Genomic DNA, 18,503 nt, shown 5'->3' with positions numbered 1-18,503 from the left:
GCGAGCTGCGCTCGCTCCTACGTTTGTTTCGGGCCAGTAACCCCTGTGCCAGGTGCGCGCGACCGCCTTGTTTGTACAGCGCGATAATGAGGCATGCGCCAAGGCGTTCGCGCACAAATCCCACAGGAATAATTGGCCCGAAACAAACGTAGGAGCGAGCGCAGCTCGCGATGCGCCGCGCGGGCGGCGCTCGATCTCACAGGCGCTGAAGATGCCGTGGCCGGCACCTAGCGCGCGATCACTCCCCCTCTACCCGGTCCCGCCCGGCCTGCTTGGCCGCATAAACCCCGGCATCGGCGCGCAACAGCAACGCGTCGGCGCCCTCCCCCGGCCGCCACCCGGCCACGCCGAAACTCGCGGTGACTTGGCCCACGCCGTCTACCGGGTCATTGCGCACGCCTTGCCAAAGCTCCAGCGCCAGCACACGCGCCTGCTCGGCATCAGTGCCCGGGCACAGCACCATGAACTCCTCCCCGCCCAGCCTGCAGAACACATCGGTACGCCGCAAGCGCTGGCCGATGCGCTGGCACAGGCTACGCAGCACCCGGTCACCGACCGCATGGCCGAAACGGTCGTTGATGCGCTTGAAGTGATCAATGTCGAGCATGATCACCGCCAGCGCCTGGCCATCTCGCTGGGCACGCTCCAACTCGTTTTTCAGCCGTTCCTGGAAGTAACGGCGGTTATGGATGCCGGTCAGTGAATCGGTCACCGACAGCCTGCGCAATTCGTGTTCCACACCCTTGAGATCGGAAATATCGGTCAGGTAGCCATGCCACAAGGTGCAGCCCTGCTCGCCCACTTCCGGCGTTGCCTCGCCACGCACCCAGCGCAAGCCCGCCCGGGGCAGGCACACGCGGTACTCCTCGCGCCATGGCGTCAGGTGCTCGGCCGAGTAGCGCACCGAACGGCTCACCCGCTCCAGGTCATCAGGGTGAATGCGCTCGTACACTGCGGCGGCATCCTCGCGCAGCTGCTGCAGGTCAAGCTCATAAATGTCGTACAGCCCCTTGCTGGCATAGGGGAAACACGAATGGCCGTTTGCATCCAGCCTGTACTGGTAGATGCCGCCCGGTACTTCGGCACTGAGTTTTTCCAGCAACCGGTCACGCGCAGCCAATGCCTCATGTACCCGACGCCGCTCGGTGACGTCGATGCAGATGGCCAGGTAACCCACCCATAAACCCTGGTCGTCCAGCATGGCGGTCACCAGCATGTTGGCTACCAGTTGGCTGCCGTCGGCGCGTACCAAGGTCCACTCACCTGGCTCGGCGCCCTGTTCGTATACGGTTTCGGCAAACAGTGCATGGCCCCCCGCAATGGCGCGGCCAAAGCGCAAACTCAAGGCATGGGCACGCTGGCTCAGCTCCTCGGCCAGCACCAGTTGCTCAAGGCGCAGGCGGCCAATGGCTTCACTGGCCGGGTAACCGAGCATGCTTTCGGCACCGGCATTGAAGGTGCTGACCACCCCTTTGAGGTTGGTGGCGATGATCGCAACCTGGGTCGCGGCATCCAGCACGCTGCGCAGCTGGTTGTGGGTGCCACGCAGCGACTGTTCGCTGACCTGCAGCGCTGCGGTGCGCTGTGCAACCAGGGCCAAGGCCCGTTGACGCTGGCTGAACAGGTTGAACAACAGCACGCTCAGCAGCAGGCTCAGCAAACCGCCCAGTGCACCGACTGCCAGCACCGCCGAAGAACGGTTGGCCTGCAGGAATGCCAGGCTGGGGCGGATACTCAGCAGCAGCTGGCGGTCCGCCAGGTGCAACACCTGATCGCTGACCAGCGACAGGGGCGCCACGGGGTTGTTGGAGTCGTACAGAACTTCTGGGCCCTGCCGCCCGGACGGATCAACCAGGCGCGTTACCAGGTTATCGTCAGGCGCCACTGGCCGGCCATCGCCGATCAGCTCGGGCATGCTCAACAGGGCCAGCACATAACCCGCTGCCGCGCCGTGGGGCGTGGCAACGGCGAATACCGGGGCCACCATCATCAGTCCGCGCACGCCCGGTTCGCTGGCATTCAACTTCAGCGGCTGCGACACCGCCATGCTCCCCGGCACCAGCGCCCGCGCAAGCACTGCCCGGGCTGCATCCTGCGCGGCCAGGTCGAGACCAGATGGCAGCCCCGGCAAGGTGCCTGACGCGCTATACAGCACGGGAAAATACAGGTCGCGGGCAGGGGCGCGGCGCCACTGCCCCTGCGGGTCCTGATCGCGAATCATAAAGCCCGGGCCGGCAAGGTTACTGGCCTGGCGTTCGAACACGGCGCGCTGCGCGGCCTCTACGCGCGGGGCCCAGGCATAGGTCTGGGTACGGTGCAGCAGCGGCCGGGCATAACCGGCAAATTCCCGGGGGGTTATTTCATCGGAATAGCTGAAAAACCAGCGCAGCCCATCCAGGCGCTGCTGCTGTTCGGCAAAACGCTCGGCGATGCGGCCCAAGCGCTCTCCCGCCAGCAACTCGAAGCGCTGGCGCAGCTGCTGGTTGTACAACGACTGCGTGGCCAGGGCCAGGGCGGCCGTCAGCAGGCCGCCGGCCAGCAGCGCAATCAAGGCCATCACCCAGGCGGACATCGCCTCTGCGCGCAGGCCAGGCACCCGCGCAAGCACGCCACACTTTGACATACACCCGTCTCGTCACGTCAGCGTCCTGCGGATTATCCAGCCATGAACCAAGTTATAGCTATTGGCCACTACCCGCGCAATGTACCCCGTCGGCTCAGCGCAGCTGCAAGCGCCAGGCGCGGTGGATGCGGTTGTTGCGGGCGAAATCCGGGTCCAGGGTCTGGGCCGTTATTTCCTCCACGGCGTAGCGTGCCATCAGGTGTTCGTCCAGCTGGAACTTACGGAAGTTGTTGGAGAAATACAGCACGCCACCGGGCGCCAGGCGGGCCATGGCCAAGTCCAGCAACTGCACATGGTCACGCTGCACGTCGAACACACCTTCCATCCGCTTGGAGTTGGAGAAGGTTGGCGGGTCAATGAAGATCAGGTCGTAGCTGTCACGGTTGCCTTCCAGCCAGGCCATGACATCGCTCTGCTCCAGGCGATTGCGCTCGGAATAACCATTGAGCGCCAGGTTGCGCCGCGCCCAGTCCAGGTAGGTTTTCGACAGGTCGATGCTGGTGGTGCTGCGCGCGCCACCCTTGGCCGCGTGCACGGTGGCCGTGGCGGTGTAGCAGAACAGGTTGAGGAAGCGCTTGCCGGCTGCTTCGCGCTGAATACGCATGCGCATCGGGCGATGGTCGAGGAACAGGCCGGTGTCGAGGTAATCGGTGAGGTTGACCAACAACTTCACGCCGCCTTCGTTGACTTCCTGGAAACGGCCCTCGGTAGCCTGACGCTCGTACTGGCGGGTACCGCTTTGCCGCTCGCGGCGCTTGAGCACCACGCGCTGCGGGGCAATGCCCAATGCCTGCGGGATGGCCGCCAGGGCATCGAGCAGGCGCGCCTGGGCCTTGTCCGGGTCCACCGAGCGTGGTGCGGCATATTCCTGCACGTGTACCCAGTCGTGGTACAGATCGACTGCCAGGGCATACTCAGGCATGTCGGCATCGTACAGGCGATAGCAGTCGACCTGCTCGCGTCGGGCCCATTTGCCCAGTTGCCTGAGGTTTTTCTGCAGGCGGTTGGCAAACATCTGTGCCCCTTCCGACAGGCGTGCCGGCTCGCTGGTGACGGGCACCTGCTGGCCGACCTCACGGGTGTCGGCCGGTGCCTCGCGGCGCTCACCGGTGACGAACTGGTCAGGCTGCACCTTGAACAACAGCAGCTTGCACGGCAACGCGCCGTTCCAGAACGCGTACTGCTTGTGGCTGCGAATGCCCATGCGCTTGCCCAGTTGCGGCGCCCCGGTGAATACCGCAGCCTCCCAACCCATGCACGCCTGGCGCAGACGCTCACCCAGGTTCTGGTAGAGATACAGCAGGCTGGCTTCGTCGCCCAGGCGCTCACCGTAGGGCGGGTTGCTGATGACCAGGCCTTTCTGGTTCTGGTCCGGGCGCGGCTCGAAGGTGCTGACCTCGCCCTGGTAGATTTTCACCCAGTCCCCCAGGCCTGCGCGCTCCACGTTGTTACGGCCCGGCTGAATCAGACGCGGGTCGGCCTCGTAGCCACGGATCCACAGCGGGGGTTTGGCCAGGCCAGCCTGGGCCCGTGCCTGCGCTTCTTCATGCACCTTGCGCCAGAGCGCCGGCACATGGCCGAGCCAGGCGCTGAAACCCCAGCGTTCACGCTTGAGGTTGGGCGCAATGTCGGCAGCAATCATGGCGGCTTCCACAAGGAACGTACCTACACCGCACATCGGGTCGGCCAGCGCACCACCTTGCGCGGCAATACGCGGCCAGCCGGAGCGGATCAGCACAGCGGCCGCCAGGTTTTCCTTGAGCGGCGCGGCGCCCTGCTGCAGACGATAGCCACGCTGGTGCAGGCTGTGCCCGGACAGGTCGAGGGACAGGATCGCCTCGCCGCGCTCCAGGCGCAGGTGCACGCGAACGTCAGGATCGATTTTTTCCACCGACGGGCGCAGGCCTTCGCGGTTGCGCAGCTTGTCGACGATAGCATCCTTGACCTTCAACGCACCGAAATGGGTGTTGTCGATGCCCGAGCCATGGCCGCTGAACTCGACCGCCAGGGTGCCATCGGCCGCCAGGTGGTCCGCCCAGTCGACGGCGTGCACGCCGTCGTACAGGTCGTCGGCGTTCTTCATGGAAAAACGCTTGAGCACCAGCAGCACACGGTTGGCCAGACGCGACCAGATGCACAGGCGGTAGGCGGTTTCCATGTCGGCGGCGCCGCGGATGGCCGAGGTGTGCTCACGCACTTCGTCCAGGCCAAGGCTTTTGGCCTCTTCGGCAAGCAGGCCTTCAAGACCTTTGGGGCAGGTGAGGTAGAGTTCGAAACGGTCCGACATGAATATTCCAGAGCCTTGGGCTATTGACTGACGAGGCGACGCATCGCCCCGCGATGTTTGCCCGCACGCCTTTCCAGCAGGCGTGCAGGTGGCCGATTGGGCACAACGTGTGCCGCAGCGGGCCGGGCCACCTGACAGATCTGCACTTTGCCGGGTGGCAAAGACAGCTTAGATCATCAGGCAGTACGAAAAATTCTGGCGACGTAGAGCCCTGTGTGACCCTTCGTCGCATTTCAAATTATTTCTCTGTTCCTTGAGTGACGCTGGCAAAATGACGTCAATGATCGGAAAACCCCGATCGTAGCGGGCTCAACGCTAAACAAGGTTGAGTCGCATTTCTTTACTTATCCCCACACCCTCACAAACGTTACGTCCTTATGACAAATCGATCATTCACACCGTGACTCGCATTCGATAGAACTGGTCTCAGGCCGCTTCGCAACGAGGCGGCACATTCAGCTCGCGACGCCGGCAGCGAGCGCAAACCGGCAGAAAGACTCTGCCCGGCCTCGGAGAGGCCGACGGGACATTACAGTCAACAAGTGAGGGCAACACCCTATGAGAAGACTTAAGCGTGATCCGTTGGAAAGAGCATATTCACGTGGCTACCAATACGGGGTCACCGGCAAATCCCGCGAACTTTGCCCGTTCAATCTTCCTTCTGTTCGCCAAGCCTGGATCAACGGCTGGCGTGAAGGTCGCGGCGATAACTGGGACGGAATGACTGGCACCGCTGGCATCCATAGACTCAACGAAAATCACGCCGTAGGCTGATCGAGGACACTGAATTCGATTTACATGCACGCCCCAATCGGGCGGCGGGCGTAGGCCCAGGGGCCCCTTCAAGGGGCCCTTTTTAATGGGCTGGCAAAGCGCCAAACTAGCGCGGCATCGCCGCGATCGCATCCACCGCTTCGCGAATCAGTGCCGGCCCCTTGTAAATGAAGCCCGAATAGATCTGCACCAGGCTCGCCCCGGCAGCGATCTTCTCGGCAGCGTGGCGCCCTTCGGTGATGCCACCGGCGGCAATGATCGGCAACTTGCCACCCAGCTCACCCGCCAGCACCTTGACGATATGGGTGCTCTTCTCCAGCACCGGCGCGCCTGACAGGCCACCTGCCTCGCCCCCATACGGCAGCGCTTCGACACCCTCACGGCCCAGCGTGGTGTTGGTGGCAATCACCGCATCCATGCCCGACTCCATCAATGCAGCCGCCACCAGGGCGGTTTCTTCGTCGCTCATGTCCGGGGCGATCTTGATCGCCAGCGGCACGCGCTTGCCATGTGCAGCAGCCAGCTGCTCACGGCGCTCGGCCAGGGCATCGAGCAGTTGCTTGAGCGAATCGCCGAACTGCAGGCTGCGCAGGCCCGGGGTGTTCGGCGAACTGACGTTGACCGTGATATAGCTGGCAGCGGTGTACACCTTGTCCAGGCAGATCAGGTAGTCGTCGACCGCGCGCTCGACCGGGGTGTCGAAGTTCTTGCCGATGTTGATACCCAGCACACCGCTGTAGCGCGACGCACGAACACGACCCAGCAGGTGATCGACCCCCAGGTTGTTGAAGCCCATGCGGTTGATGATGGCGGTGGCTTGTGGCAGGCGGAACAGCCGTGGCTTGGGGTTGCCCGGCTGCGGGCGCGGCGTGACGGTGCCGATTTCGACGAAACCGAAGCCCAACTGGGCAAAGCCGTCGATGGCCGCGCCATTCTTGTCCAGGCCGGCGGCCAGGCCGACCGGGTTGGCGAAGTTCAAGCCCATGACCGAAACCGGCAACGCCGCCGGTTGCTTGCACAGCATGCCGTTTAGGCCAAGACGGCCACCGGCACCGATCAGGTCCAGGGACAGGTCGTGGGAAGTTTCCGGGGAAAGCTTGAACAGCAGCTGGCGGGCCAGGGTATACATGGGCGGGCAAGGCTCAGGGTGAGTGAGGGGGCGATTATAGCCAGCGCGGCGCCGGCATGACAGCACATCGTGGGGCCATGGGGCGAGGTGGTCGCGTAAATGGCACATCGGTTGCACCCCAACTGCCCACAGCCTTATCAGTATGGGCGAGGAACCTTGTGAACACTGCACCCCGAGCAACGCCCCTGGCCTGGGTCAACGGCAGCGACGCGCCGGAGAAACCCAGCCTCAACATCGGTTTCATGGGCCTCACCGACTGCGCCTCGGTCGTGGTCGCCGCCACCCAGGGCTTCGCCCAGCAGCACGGCCTGACCCTCAACCTCAAGCGCCAGGGCTCGTGGGCCGGCCTGCGGGACAAACTGGTCAGTGGCGAACTGGACGCCGCGCACTGCCTGTATGGGCTGGTCTACGCCGTGCACCTGGGCATCGGTGGCGTGCCGGGCAGCGACATGGCCGTGCTCATGGGGCTGAACCAGAACGCCCAGGCCATCAACCTGTCCCCAACCCTGCAACGCAAAGGCGTGACCAACCCTGAAGCACTGGCGCGGCTGGTGCACCAACATGGCCCACGGCTGACCTTTGCCCAGACCTTCCCCACGGGCACCCACGCCATGTGGCTGTATTACTGGCTGGCCAGCCAAGGCATCCACCCATTGCGTGACGTCGACAGCGTAGTCGTACCGCCTGCGCAGATGGCCGCACACATCCAGGCCGGGCGCATCGACGGCTTCTGCGTCGGCGAGCCGTGGGCCGCCGACGCGGTAGCCAAAGGCCAGGGCTTTACCCTGGCCACCAGCCAGTCGATCTGGCCGGACCACCCGGAAAAGGTCCTGGCCTGTGCCCGCGCCTTCGCCGAACAATACCCCAACAGCGCGCGTGCATTGATCAAGGCGATCCTCGCTGCCAGCCGGTTCATCGAGCAAAACCCGGACAACCGCCGCAGCGCCGCGCAACTGCTCAGTGGCAGCGCCTACCTGGACACCGCGCTGGCCAGCATCGAGCCACGCCTGCTCGGCCACTATCACGACGGCCTGGGCAACCACTGGCAAGACCCGCACGCCCTGCGCCTGTTCGACCAGGGCCGAGCCAACTTCCCATACCTGTCCGACGGAATGTGGTTCATGACCCAGTTTCGCCGCTGGGGCCTGCTGCGCGAAGACCCGGATTACCTCCAGGTCGCGGGCCAGGTCCAGCACGTGGCGCTGTACACCGAGGCCGCCCAGAGCCTGGGCGTGGCATGCCCGGCGCACCCAATGCGCAGCAGCCTGCTGATAGACGGTAGCCGCTGGGACGGCAGCGACCCCTACGGCTATGCCCGTAGCTTCAGCCTGCATGCGTTGGGCGATCTGCCCGACGCCCAGGTTGGCAGGTAAGGGGGGACGACCATGCTGCGCATCCTGCTGATCGACGACACCCAGAGCAAACTAGGCCGCCTCAAGGCCGCTTTGACCGAGGCCGGCTTCGACGTCACCGAAGCCCCAGGCCTGACCATCGACCTGCCCGCCTGCGTCGAAACGGTGCGCCCGGACGTGGTGCTGATCGATACCGATTCACCGGACCGCGATGTGATGGAGCATGTGGTGCTGGTCAGCCGTGACCAACCCCGACCGATCGTGCTGTTCACTGACGAACACGACCCCGGGGTAATGCGCCAGGCGATCCAGGCAGGGGTCAGTGCCTATATCGTGGAAGGTATCCATGCGGCGCGGTTGCAGCCGATTCTGGACGTGGCCATGGCTCGCTTCGAAAGCGACCAGGCCCTGCGCGCCCAGTTGCTGGCACGGGACCAGCAACTGGCCGAACGCAAGCGTATCGAGCAAGCCAAGGGCCTGCTGATGAAAATGAAAGACTGCAACGAAGAACAGGCCTACACCCTGATGCGCCGCCAGGCCATGAGCCGCCAACAGAAGCTGATCCAGGTGGCCGAGCAGATCATCGCCATGCACGAGATGCTCGGCTGAGGGGGCCGGTGCACTGCCTGGCCACCCTGCCCAGGCACAGTTGGCCCATCTCTTGCTGAACAAAACGCACCGGTAACCAACGGCGGTTGCCCCACTTAAATTCCGACAAAGACGTCGCTCGCCCCTCCACAGCCGTGGAGCGGGTGGCGGCGTCTTTTTCGTTCCGTTGCATGACCGAGTGAGGTGTTCGATGAGTACCAGCTTCTGGAAATCCGGGCATGTGCCCACGCTGTTCGCCGCGTTCCTGTACTTCGACCTCAGCTTCATGGTCTGGTACCTGCTGGGCCCGCTGGCGGTGCAGATTGCCGCCGACCTGCAATTGAGCGCACAACAGCGGGGCCTGATGGTGGCGGTGCCGATCCTGGCCGGGGCCATCCTGCGCTTTGCCATGGGCGTGCTGGTGGACCGCCTGTCGCCCAAGACCGCCGGGCTGATTGGCCAGGTAGTGGTCATCGTCGCGCTGGCCGCTGCCTGGCGCCTGGGCGTGCACAGCTATGAACAGGCACTGCTGCTGGGCGTGTTCCTCGGTTTTGCCGGCGCCTCGTTCGCCGTGTCGCTACCACTGGCTTCGCAGTGGTACCCGCCACAGCATCAAGGCAAGGCCATGGGCATCGCCGGGGCTGGCAACTCGGGCACGGTGTTCGCGGCCCTGCTCGCCCCGGCACTGGCAGCCGGCTTTGGCTGGAACAATGTCTTCGGCTTTGCACTGCTGCCACTGTCGCTGGCGCTGGTGGTCTTCGCCTTGCTGGCACGTAACGCCCCACAACGGCCCAAGCCCAAAGCCATGGCCGACTACCTCAAGGCACTGGGCGACCGCGACAGCTGGTGGTTCATGTTCTTCTACAGCGTCACGTTCGGTGGTTTCATCGGCCTGGCCAGCGCCCTGCCCGGCTACTTCAGCGATCAGTACGGCCTGAGCCCGGTCACCGCCGGCTACTACACGGCGGCCTGCGTGTTCGCCGGCAGCCTGATGCGCCCGCTCGGTGGCGCCCTGGCCGACCGCTTTGGCGGCATCCGCACGCTGCTGGGCATGTACAGCGTAGCGGCCGTCTGCATTGCTGCCGTCGGCTTCAACCTGCCCTCCGCGGCCGCCGCCCTGGCCCTGTTCGTCAGCGCCATGCTCGGCCTGGGTGCCGGCAATGGCGCAGTGTTCCAACTGGTGCCGCAACGCTTCCGCCAGGAAATCGGCGTGATGACCGGGCTGATCGGCATGGCCGGTGGTATGGGCGGCTTCCTGCTGGCGGCGGGGCTGGGCACCATCAAGCAACACACTGGCGACTACCAAATGGGGTTGTGGCTGTTCGCCAGCCTGGGCCTGCTGGCCTGGTTCGGCCTGCACGGGGTGAAACAACGCTGGCGCACCACCTGGGGCTCGGCGGCCGTGACCGCAGCGCGGGTCTGAGGCACACCCATGAGCCTGCAACTGAGCTTTGCCCAGGCCAGCGGCACCGGGCCGCGCGCGGAAAACCAGGATGCCTTGCGCCTGGTCACCCCGGCGCCCGAACTCGCCGCCAGCAAAGGCTACCTGTTCGCCCTGGCCGACGGGGTCAGCCAATGTGCCGACGGCGGCCTTGCCGCGCGGGCCAGCCTGCAGGCGCTGGCCCTGGACTACTACGCCACGCCGGCCACCTGGGGCGTGGCCCAGGCCCTCGACCGCCTGCTGCTGGCACAGAACCGCTGGCTGCGCGCCCAAGGGAATGGCCAGCCGTTGCTGACCACCCTCAGCGCACTGGTGCTGCGCGGGCGGCGCTTCACCCTGGCCCACGTAGGCGACTGCCGGGTGTATCGCTGGCACGCCGGCCAGCTGCAGTGCCTGAGCGAAGACCATGTCTGGGACCAGCCCGGCATGCAGCATGTACTCAAACGCGCGCTGGGCCTGGACCAGCATCTGCTGGTGGATTACCTGGAAGGCGAATTGCAGCCGGGTGAATGTTATCTGCTGGTCAGCGACGGTGTGTGGGCCAGCCTGGGCGACCAGCACATCCAGGCGGTGCTGCGCGAGCAACCCGACCTGCAGCTGGCCGTGGACACGTTGGTTGCCAGCGCCCACCTCAACGGTAGCCAGGATAACGCCAGCGCCATGCTGGTGCAGGTCGAACAACCGGGCACGGCGAACCTTGGCGACACCTTGGCCCAACTGCAGCACTGGCCCGTGCCCGAGCCGTTACGGGCAGGCCAGTCGATCGATGGCTGGCAGGTCGAACAACTGCGCGCACACAGCCGTCAGTCGTTGTTGTACCGGGTGCGCGATGGCCAAGGCCAGGCGTGGCTGCTCAAGACCTTGCCGCCCGAGCGGCGGCAGGAGCCTGGTGCGGCGCAGGGCCTGCTGCTCGAAGAATGGTTCATGCGCAGGGTCGCCGGCCGGCACTTTCCCGAGCTGCACGCCTGCAGCCAGCGCCAGCAGTTGTACTACGTGATGCGCGAATACCCGGGCCAGAGCCTGGCCGCACTGCTGGCCGAAAATGGCCCACTGCCGTTGGCCCAGTGGCTGGAGCTTGCCCGGCAGTTGCTACAGGCGGTAGGGGTGCTGCACCGGCGCAACCTGCTGCACCGCGACATCAAGCCCGACAACCTGCACCTGGGCTGCGATGGTCAGTTGCGCCTACTGGACTTCGGCCTGGCGTACTGCCCCGGGCTCTGCGAAGACCCGCAACATGCCTTGCCCGGCACCCCGTCCTACATCGCCCCGGAAGCCTTCGACGGCCAGCCGCCCAGCCCCCGCCAGGACCTGTATGCCGCAGGCGTGACGCTGTATCACCTGCTGACCGGTCACTACCCGTATGGGGAAGTGGAAGCCTTTCAGCGGCCGCGCTTCGGCCAACCGGTCAACCCGGCGCGCTACCGGCCCGACCTGCCGGAGTGGCTGCAGCACAACCTGCAGCAGGCCGTGGCCGCCGACCCCGCGCAGCGCTTCGAAACCGCCGAACACTGGTTGCTGCTGCTCGAACGGGGCGACCGCCAGGAATTGCCCGGCCGCCCGCGGCCATTGCTGGAGCGCGAGCCACTGAAAGTCTGGCGCACCTTGGCCGTGCTGTCGTTACTGATCAACCTGATATTGCTGCTCACCCTGCTCAAGGGCTGAATGCACCTTGCCAATGAGGAAACACGAATGAATGCAAAAGTGTGGCTGGTTGGCGCCGGCCCGGGTGACCCGGAACTGCTCACCCTCAAGGCTGTACGCGCCTTGCAGGAAGCGGCAGTGGTGATGATCGACGACCTGGTCAACCCGGCAGTGCTGGCGCATTGCCCGCAGGCGCGGGTTATTGCAGTGGGCAAGCGTGGCGGCTGCCGCTCGACGCCGCAGGCGTTCATCCAGCGCCTGATGTTGCGCCACGCCCGCCAAGGGCGCTGTGTGGTGCGGCTCAAGGGTGGCGACCCGTGCATCTTCGGCCGCGGCGGCGAGGAGGCCCTGTGGCTGCAGGGGCATGGTATCGAGGTGGAAATTGTCAACGGCATCACCGCAGGCCTGGCAGGCGCCACGCAGTGCGGTATTTCCCTGACCTCGCGGGGCGTCAGCCGCGGGGTAACGCTGGTGACCGCGCATACCCAGGATGACAGCGCACTGAACTGGGCAGCATTGGCCCAGGCTGGCACCACGTTGGTGGTGTACATGGGCGTGGCCCGGCTGGAGCAGGTCCGCCAGGGGTTGCTGGACGGGGGGATGGCACCCGGCATGCCGGTGGCCATGATCGAGAATGCCTCGCTGCCCGAGCAACGCGAGTGCAGGAGCGATGTGCAGGGGATGGTCGAGGATGCGCGTGGGTTCGCCTTGCGTAGCCCGGCGATCCTGGTGATTGGCGAGGTGGTTGGAGCGCAGGTGGCTCAGCAGTGGGTGGCCGCTACCGGCTGACAGCCACGGCCCGCCGGCCGGTAAAACCCAGCCAAAGAAAAACCCGGCCGAGGCCGGGTTTTTCGTGAAGCATCAAACCAATTACTTGGCCTGGGCTTCTACCTGAGCTTCAACGCGACGGTTGATAGCACGGCCTTCTTCGGTGGCGTTGTCAGCAACCGGACGGGTTTCGCCGTAGCCAACCGAGTCAACACGGCTGGATTCTACGCCGTACTGCTGGGTCAGGACTTGCTTGACAGCGTTGGCACGACGCTCGGACAGCTTCTGGTTGTAAGCGTCTGGACCCACGGAGTCAGTGTGACCTTCAACCACGGTGGTGGTTTGTGGGTACTGCTTCATGAAGTCAGCCAGGTTCTTGATGTCGCCGTAGCTGTTTGGCTTGACGACCGACTTGTCGAAGTCGAACTTCACGTCCAGCTCAACACGAACGACTTCGGCAACAGCCGGGCAGCCGTCGGCGTCAACGGTAACGTTGGCCGGGGTGTCTGGGCACTTGTCGACGTTGTCGCACACGCCGTCGTTGTCGGAGTCGGAGCAAACTTCAGCAACAGGTGCTGGAGCAGGGGCTGCGGTTTGCTTCGGGCTACCGCCGAAGTTCAGACCAACACCAACGCTTGGGGCCCACTCGGTGTCGCCCTGGTCGATGTTGTACTGGGCTTCAACGCCAGCACGGGCGTAGAACATGTCGGTGATGTACCACTTGGCACCCGCGCCAACGTTGGCGAAGGTGGAGTGGTCACGACCGCCACGGCCAGTCTGGCCCAGCGACTGGTGCGAGAAACCAGCGGAAACGTACGGACGGATAGCGTCGTACGGGTTGTTGAAGTGGTAAACGGCGTCCAGGGCGGTGTTCGAGCCCTTGATGTTCTTGCCGTCATCGCCACGAGCGTTGTGCACTTCGTCGTAGCCCAGACGCAGTTCAACGTCGTCGGTCAGGAAGTAACCGATCGAACCGCCGAACAGGTTGCCGTCGTTCTTGAAGTCGCGCTGGCTGTCGAAGAATTCTTTCTTGTAGAAGATTTCAGTCTCGACGGCGCCTTGACCTTGTGCCATAGCGCCAATCGAGGTGGCGGCTACGAGCGAACCAATGGCCAAGCCCAAGGTGTTTTTCAATTTCATCCGTTAAATCCCCATCTGGTGATAGTTAAGCAGTCCCACCATAAACAAGGGGGACAACTCGACGGCAAGTCTAGCAGAACTCGCCGATTCGTTAGAGATATTTGCAGACGACTAAGTTTCATCGAGGCCCGCAAATTTCTCACGAAGCTTGTCTAGCGCACGCTTGTATCGCATCTTCGTCGCGCTCAGGCCCATGTGCATGATGTCGGCGATCTCCTGGAACTCCAGCTCTGCGACAAAACGCAGCACCAGGATCTCGCGGTCGATCGGGTTCACATGCACCAGCCACTTGTCCAGCCCGCCTTTTTCTTCCGGCTTCGGTGCCTTGTCCTCGGACGCCTCTTCCACAGGGTCCAGGCTCAGGGCATCCATCAACCGGCGTTTGCGGCGCTCCTTGCGGTACTGGGTAATGCACTCGTTGTAGGTGATGCTGTAGAGCCAGGTCTTGAACTTGGATTTACCCTCGAAGTTCTTCAGACCGTACAGCACCTTCAGCATCACTTCCTGACAGACATCGTCCGCGTCACGGTCGTTCCCTAAATAACGTGCACAAACGTTGAACAGGGTCCGCTGGTAGCGCCGCATGAGTTCCTCATAGGCACGGGTGACGTGGTACAGCTCCTCATGCGAACGCGCCACCAACTCTTCGTCGGTGAGCTCGCGAGGGTCATAACGCATGGGCGGCGTAGGAACTTTATTCAAAACGGATCTGGCCGACAGTCAGGTCAATGTCGCCGCGCGACCCCGTGGGTCGAATTTCGCGGCGGCATACATTAACAGCTTTCACGCGGTTAGCGGCTATTGACTCGCTGTTCCAGCAGCTCGCGATTGGACAACGACACCAGCTCCCCCTCATCGGTCAGCAGGGTGGTTTTCACCGTGCCGATCTCCTCGATGAGCCCTTCGACCTCTCCAATCCGCACCTGCTGGCCTACCTGGTACAACTCGCGAACATAAATGCCGGCCAGAATCTGCCCGGCAATTTCGCGGCTGCCCAGGCCCATGGCCAGGGCAACCGCCAGACCAACGGTAATCAGGCCGATGACGATCACATGGTTGAGCAGGTCGGTTTTCACCTCCAGCTGGCTGATGGCCACCGAAATGCTGATGATGATGACCAGCCCTTGCGCGATACGCCCCAGGCCTGCCGAATACTCCAGGCCAATGCCTTCTGCAGCACCGCGCACCAGGCCATTGGCCACCTGTGCCAGCAGCACGCCGGCCAGCAACACCAGGGCCCCGCCGAACACTTTCGGCAAGTACAGGGCAAGCATGTCGAGGGTCGCCGAAACCCGCTCCAGGCCCAGCGATTCCGCGGCGGAAACCAGGAAGATGAGCAGTACGAACCAGTAGACGATCTTGCCGATGAGGGTGGAAATGGGCACCTGTATGCCGACCCGGCCCAGCATTTTGGTCAGGCCGGTACCGGCCATGAGGCGGTCCAGGCCGAATTTGGCCAGCAGTTTGGAGAGCAGTGTATCGAGCAGCTTGGCTACCACGAAACCGAGCAGCACCACGACCAGTGCGCCGAACAGGTTAGGGATGAAGTTCGCCACTTTGGTCCAAAGGGCGGTCATCGCGGTGACCAGGCTCTGGGTCCAGAGATCGAGTTCCATATTCAATCGGCCTTATCTGCTTTGCTGCCAGTGGCAGCGTTGCGGGAAGTGTGTCGACGCACCGGCGCGACATGCGCCGAGCCATTGTTCACGGCGATCAGCAGCGCCTGGCTCCAGCGGCCAAGCAAGCTGAACAGATCACCCGCACCGACCTGGCGGTTGGCGGTTTTCAGCACGCGGCCCAAGCAGGCAGCGTCATCCCGGTCGTCCCGATCGTTGCCGGAGGGTGACGCCTTGAGCAGGTCGCGCAGGGATTCTTCAAACGGATCGTGCATGTGCACCTCGCGCAGTGTCAGCTAGAGACGAGATGGCCCGGCGATGGGTCACACATCCGATTGGCACGAATGTTTCGAATGGTGTGATGTTCGCCTGCAGCCCACCCACGCTTCATACCCACCGTAACCGGCGGAACAACCACCACTGCCCCACCGCCAGCCCCAGCACCACAATGCAGGCGAACAGGAAACCGTAGGGGTTTTGCGCCCCCGGAATGCCACCGACATTGATGCCCAGCAGCCCGGTGATGAAGCTCATCGGCAGAAAGATGCAGGTGATGATGCCAAAGCGGTACATGGTGCGGTTCATCCGCTCGCTACGGCGCCGGTCTTCGCTCTCCAGCACCAGCGCGGCACGCTCGCGGGTCAGCTCCAGCTCCTCCAGGTAGCGGATCAGGCTGTTGTTAAGCTCGTTCCAGTAATCGGCATCGGCATAGGCGAACCAGCCCCACTTGCTGCGTGACAACTGGGCATAGATTTCCCGTTGCGGGGCCAGGAACCGGCGCAACCCGGCGGCCCGCCGACGGATCTGCTGCAGGCTGCCCTGTTCGGGGGTATACCGCTCGTCGGATTCGACCTTTTCTTCTTCCAGGTCGACCAGTTCGGCGAGGTCACTGACCAGGCCCTGCACCTTTTCGGTCAGCAGTTCCCCCATCAGCAGCAGCAGTTCGGATGCGGATGTGGGCCCCCTGCCCTGTTCCAGTAGCTGGAGCACCTCGTCGCTGGCGCGCAGGGGCCGCAAGCGCAGCGAGATGACCCGCTGCGCCTCGGCGAAAATGCGCACCGAGACCATGTCTTCCGGCTCGGCGCCCGGGTTCAGGTTGACCCCACGCAAGAACAGCAGCAGCTGTTCATCGGCCATGGGCAGCAAGCGCGGGCGGGTGTTTTCCTCCAGCAGCAATTCGCAGGCGAACTCGCTGAGGCCGCTTTCATTCAGCAACCAGGTACGGGTTTGCGGGTGGCTGCGGTCCCAGTGCAGCCACAGGCTCTGCTGGGGCTGCAATTGCAGGTCGGCCAGTTCGGTACGGGCAATCGGGCGCGCGCCGCCTTTGCCATCGAGCACCAGGGCGTGCACCAGCCCCCACTGCGCGTTGTCTTCCTCGAACATCAAAGCTCCATCAGCGCGTGCGGCGCATCACTCCGGCATTTTCAGCGGGCTTGACGAGACCAGCACGCCATTGTTGTCGGCGTACACATACTCGCCCGGGCGGAACGTCACGCCGGCGAAGGTCACTGCCACGTTGAGGTCGCCGATGCCGCGCTTGTCGGTCTTCATTGGGTGGCTGGCCAGCGCCTGCACGCCGACGTCAGTCTGGATCAAAACATCGACGTCGCGTACGCAGCCGTAGATCAACAAGCCTTCCCAGCCGTTCCTGGCAGCCTTTTCGGCAAGCATGTCACCCAACAATGCGCGACGCAGCGACCCACCGCCATCGACTACCAGCACCTTGCCTTTGCCGTCGAGTTCGACCTGCTCCTTGACCAGCGAGTTGTCCTCGAAGCACTTGATGGTGACGATCTGGCCGCCAAACGAATCACGGCCACCGAAATTGCTGAACATCGGTTCCAGCACCTGAACCAGGTCCGGGTAGGCGTCACACAGGTCGGGCGTTACGTAATGCTGCATGGGAAGCTCCTGTCAGTCACAACGAAAGCGGGTATCGGCCAAGGCTACACCGTAGAGCCCATTGCAGTCATCCGGGACTAGGTAGTCATGTGTGTTTTGCCTGTGCCGGCCCTATCGCCGGCAAGCCGGCTCCCACAGGATTGTCACAGGTTCGCAGGCTTGTGCAGTACCTGTGGGAGCGGGCGCGCCCGCGAAGAGGCCAGCACAGGCGACACAAACTCAGCTGACCGGCACAGGCTCTGCAACCACTGTGGACGCATGCACCGGCAACAGCGGGTTACGCAGCCAGCGCTCTACCAGCGGCCACACCTGCACCTGCGCAGCCTTGCTCACCAGCATGTCGACATGCCCGAAGGCTTCAAAACCTTCTTCACGCCCCAGCCGCAGGAACTGCTTGCGCTCGCCGCCCAGCTGCTCGAACAGCTTGCGGCAGGCCCACACCGGGTCCTGGAAGTCGCCGGCGCCGGCCACTGCCAACAGCGGCACATCAACCTCAGCCAGCCCTGCCCACCAATCCTGCTTCTTGTCGCCAAAACGCCCGAACAAGCCATGCCAGCGCAGGCTTTCCAGGGCCAGCCCCAGGGGTTCGTCCTCTGGCCCGCGCTTGAAGCGCGGCCCGGAAATTTGCCCCCAGCGCTTGAGCAGCCACTTCGCGCCCCAGGCCACTGGTGGGACTTTCAACGGCCAGTACACACGGCTGACCTGTGTGCCGAACAGTGCCACGCTCGCGACCTGGTCGGCGGTCAGAAAACCGCCACCCAAGGCTGCCACCAAGGTTGTTCCACCCAGTGAGTGGCCCACCCAGTGCGGCGCCTGGCCGGCTTTTTCGCGCACGAAGGCGTTGATGGTTGGCAGGTCGTCACGGGCATAGCCGGCTACGCTGTTGTGTCGCCAGGCTGCATTGCGTGGCGACAGGCCGTGGCCACGCATTTCCGGGATCCATACGTCGAAACCGGCCCGTGCCAGATAGGCCCCCAGGCCGATGCCCTTGGGCGAATACCAGAAACGCCGGTTGGAAAAACTGCCATGCAGCAGAATCACCGGCACGCCCTGGGCGTGCTCCTGGTCTGCCAGCCCCAGGCGGGTAACGGCCAATTCCACACTGGGATCAGGGCTGTTGCCGGCCTTGATCCGGTACACGTCTTCACTGAGGTCGCCGCGGCGCTCGGCACTGAGCAAGGCCACGGGAAATAAACGGCTACTGCTTTGCATAAGGTTGCTTGGTGCACAAAAAAGGGCGGG

At 63.9% G+C, this 18,503-nt stretch carries 16 protein-coding genes; 6 read left to right on the top strand and 10 right to left on the bottom strand.

The genetic code is table 11. The features are described from left to right. Window positions 1-238 precede the first annotated feature (238 nt). Complete coding sequence (locus tag DMX12_RS21860) at window positions 239-2,623, bottom strand: GGDEF domain-containing protein (RefSeq protein ID WP_110679427.1); 2,385 nt, start codon at window positions 2,621-2,623, stop codon at window positions 239-241. 94 nt (window positions 2,624-2,717) lie between these two features. Continuing rightward, the gene (rlmKL, locus tag DMX12_RS21855) at window positions 2,718-4,910 is read right to left on the bottom strand and encodes a bifunctional 23S rRNA (guanine(2069)-N(7))-methyltransferase RlmK/23S rRNA (guanine(2445)-N(2))-methyltransferase RlmL (RefSeq protein WP_110679426.1); all 2,193 of its coding nucleotides are present in this window, start codon (window positions 4,908-4,910) and stop codon (window positions 2,718-2,720) included. Window positions 4,911-5,468: 558 nt separating this feature from the next. Here rlmKL and rmf point away from each other — a divergent pair. Further along, entirely contained in the window at window positions 5,469-5,684 is a 216-nt protein-coding gene (rmf, locus tag DMX12_RS21850; protein ID WP_003248687.1) for a ribosome modulation factor, read from the top strand. A 106-nt stretch (window positions 5,685-5,790) separates the two neighbouring features. Here the strand turns inward: rmf and DMX12_RS21845 are convergent, their stop codons facing one another. Then, entirely contained in the window at window positions 5,791-6,813 is a 1,023-nt protein-coding gene (locus DMX12_RS21845) for a quinone-dependent dihydroorotate dehydrogenase (RefSeq protein ID WP_110679425.1), read from the bottom strand. A gap of 158 nt (window positions 6,814-6,971) precedes the next feature. On the opposite strand from DMX12_RS21845, the gene DMX12_RS21840 reads away from it, so the two are divergent. The 5 genes from DMX12_RS21840 to cobA all read left to right on the top strand — a co-directional run bounded on the left by DMX12_RS21840 (window position 6,972) and on the right by cobA (window position 12,624). Beyond that, on the top strand, window positions 6,972-8,186 hold the full coding sequence (locus DMX12_RS21840) for a CmpA/NrtA family ABC transporter substrate-binding protein (protein ID WP_110679424.1): 1,215 nt from the start codon (window positions 6,972-6,974) through the stop codon (window positions 8,184-8,186). 12 nt (window positions 8,187-8,198) lie between these two features. Beyond that, entirely contained in the window at window positions 8,199-8,774 is a 576-nt protein-coding gene (locus DMX12_RS21835; RefSeq protein ID WP_009684013.1) for an ANTAR domain-containing response regulator, read from the top strand. A 190-nt stretch (window positions 8,775-8,964) separates the two neighbouring features. Beyond that, window positions 8,965-10,176, top strand: coding sequence for a NarK/NasA family nitrate transporter (locus DMX12_RS21830; protein WP_110679423.1), 1,212 nt, complete (start codon window positions 8,965-8,967; stop codon window positions 10,174-10,176). A 9-nt stretch (window positions 10,177-10,185) separates the two neighbouring features. Then, window positions 10,186-11,856 carry a bifunctional protein-serine/threonine kinase/phosphatase gene (locus tag DMX12_RS21825; RefSeq protein WP_110679422.1) on the top strand — a complete coding sequence of 557 codons (1,671 nt, stop codon included), beginning with the start codon at window positions 10,186-10,188 and terminating at the stop codon, window positions 11,854-11,856. Between the two features lie 27 nt (window positions 11,857-11,883). Then, the gene (cobA, locus tag DMX12_RS21820) at window positions 11,884-12,624 is read left to right on the top strand and encodes a uroporphyrinogen-III C-methyltransferase (protein ID WP_054913132.1); all 741 of its coding nucleotides are present in this window, start codon (window positions 11,884-11,886) and stop codon (window positions 12,622-12,624) included. 81 nt (window positions 12,625-12,705) lie between these two features. Here cobA and DMX12_RS21815 read toward each other — a convergent pair whose 3' ends face one another. From DMX12_RS21815 to DMX12_RS21780, 7 genes are all read right to left on the bottom strand, one after another. Beyond that, window positions 12,706-13,743, bottom strand: coding sequence for an OmpA family protein (locus DMX12_RS21815; protein WP_009684019.1), 1,038 nt, complete (start codon window positions 13,741-13,743; stop codon window positions 12,706-12,708). A 111-nt stretch (window positions 13,744-13,854) separates the two neighbouring features. Then, window positions 13,855-14,421: an RNA polymerase sigma factor SigX gene (gene sigX / locus DMX12_RS21810; RefSeq protein WP_003248665.1), complete on the bottom strand. Its 567-nt coding sequence runs from the start codon at window positions 14,419-14,421 to the stop codon at window positions 13,855-13,857. Window positions 14,422-14,534: 113 nt separating this feature from the next. Next, the gene (locus DMX12_RS21805; RefSeq protein ID WP_029888071.1) at window positions 14,535-15,359 is read right to left on the bottom strand and encodes a mechanosensitive ion channel domain-containing protein; all 825 of its coding nucleotides are present in this window, start codon (window positions 15,357-15,359) and stop codon (window positions 14,535-14,537) included. Window positions 15,360-15,361: 2 nt separating this feature from the next. Continuing rightward, window positions 15,362-15,634, bottom strand: coding sequence for a hypothetical protein (locus DMX12_RS21800; RefSeq protein ID WP_009684021.1), 273 nt, complete (start codon window positions 15,632-15,634; stop codon window positions 15,362-15,364). Window positions 15,635-15,746: 112 nt separating this feature from the next. Further along, window positions 15,747-16,742 (bottom strand): zinc transporter ZntB, encoded by a 996-nt coding sequence (locus DMX12_RS21795; RefSeq protein ID WP_054913131.1) that lies wholly within the window; start codon window positions 16,740-16,742, stop codon window positions 15,747-15,749. Window positions 16,743-16,769: 27 nt separating this feature from the next. Continuing rightward, complete coding sequence (gene rraA, locus DMX12_RS21790) at window positions 16,770-17,261, bottom strand: ribonuclease E activity regulator RraA (protein ID WP_110679421.1); 492 nt, start codon at window positions 17,259-17,261, stop codon at window positions 16,770-16,772. Window positions 17,262-17,480: 219 nt separating this feature from the next. After that, on the bottom strand, window positions 17,481-18,473 hold the full coding sequence (locus DMX12_RS21780; RefSeq protein ID WP_232108579.1) for an alpha/beta fold hydrolase: 993 nt from the start codon (window positions 18,471-18,473) through the stop codon (window positions 17,481-17,483). Between the last annotated feature and the right edge of the window lie 30 nt (window positions 18,474-18,503).

It is taken from the genome of Pseudomonas sp. MB-090624, from assembly GCF_003205245.1.
Lineage (GTDB): Bacteria > Pseudomonadota > Gammaproteobacteria > Pseudomonadales > Pseudomonadaceae > Aquipseudomonas > Aquipseudomonas juntendi.
This window is presented reverse-complemented; position numbering and strand designations above follow the sequence as displayed.

Coding starts and splice junctions, on each gene's coding strand:
- DMX12_RS21860 (WP_110679427.1), bottom strand. CDS start 2,623: ATGTCAAAGTGTGGCGTGCTTGCGCGGGTGCCTGGCCTGCGCGCAGAG.
- rlmKL (WP_110679426.1), bottom strand. CDS start 4,910: ATGTCGGACCGTTTCGAACTCTACCTCACCTGCCCCAAAGGTCTTGAA.
- rmf (WP_003248687.1), top strand. CDS start 5,469: ATGAGAAGACTTAAGCGTGATCCGTTGGAAAGAGCATATTCACGTGGC.
- DMX12_RS21845 (WP_110679425.1), bottom strand. CDS start 6,813: ATGTATACCCTGGCCCGCCAGCTGCTGTTCAAGCTTTCCCCGGAAACT.
- DMX12_RS21835 (WP_009684013.1), top strand. CDS start 8,199: ATGCTGCGCATCCTGCTGATCGACGACACCCAGAGCAAACTAGGCCGC.
- DMX12_RS21830 (WP_110679423.1), top strand. CDS start 8,965: ATGAGTACCAGCTTCTGGAAATCCGGGCATGTGCCCACGCTGTTCGCC.
- DMX12_RS21825 (WP_110679422.1), top strand. CDS start 10,186: ATGAGCCTGCAACTGAGCTTTGCCCAGGCCAGCGGCACCGGGCCGCGC.
- cobA (WP_054913132.1), top strand. CDS start 11,884: ATGAATGCAAAAGTGTGGCTGGTTGGCGCCGGCCCGGGTGACCCGGAA.
- DMX12_RS21815 (WP_009684019.1), bottom strand. CDS start 13,743: ATGAAATTGAAAAACACCTTGGGCTTGGCCATTGGTTCGCTCGTAGCC.
- sigX (WP_003248665.1), bottom strand. CDS start 14,421: ATGCGTTATGACCCTCGCGAGCTCACCGACGAAGAGTTGGTGGCGCGT.
- DMX12_RS21805 (WP_029888071.1), bottom strand. CDS start 15,359: ATGGAACTCGATCTCTGGACCCAGAGCCTGGTCACCGCGATGACCGCC.
- DMX12_RS21800 (WP_009684021.1), bottom strand. CDS start 15,634: ATGCACGATCCGTTTGAAGAATCCCTGCGCGACCTGCTCAAGGCGTCA.
- DMX12_RS21795 (WP_054913131.1), bottom strand. CDS start 16,742: ATGTTCGAGGAAGACAACGCGCAGTGGGGGCTGGTGCACGCCCTGGTG.
- rraA (WP_110679421.1), bottom strand. CDS start 17,261: ATGCAGCATTACGTAACGCCCGACCTGTGTGACGCCTACCCGGACCTG.
- DMX12_RS21780 (WP_232108579.1), bottom strand. CDS start 18,473: ATGCAAAGCAGTAGCCGTTTATTTCCCGTGGCCTTGCTCAGTGCCGAG.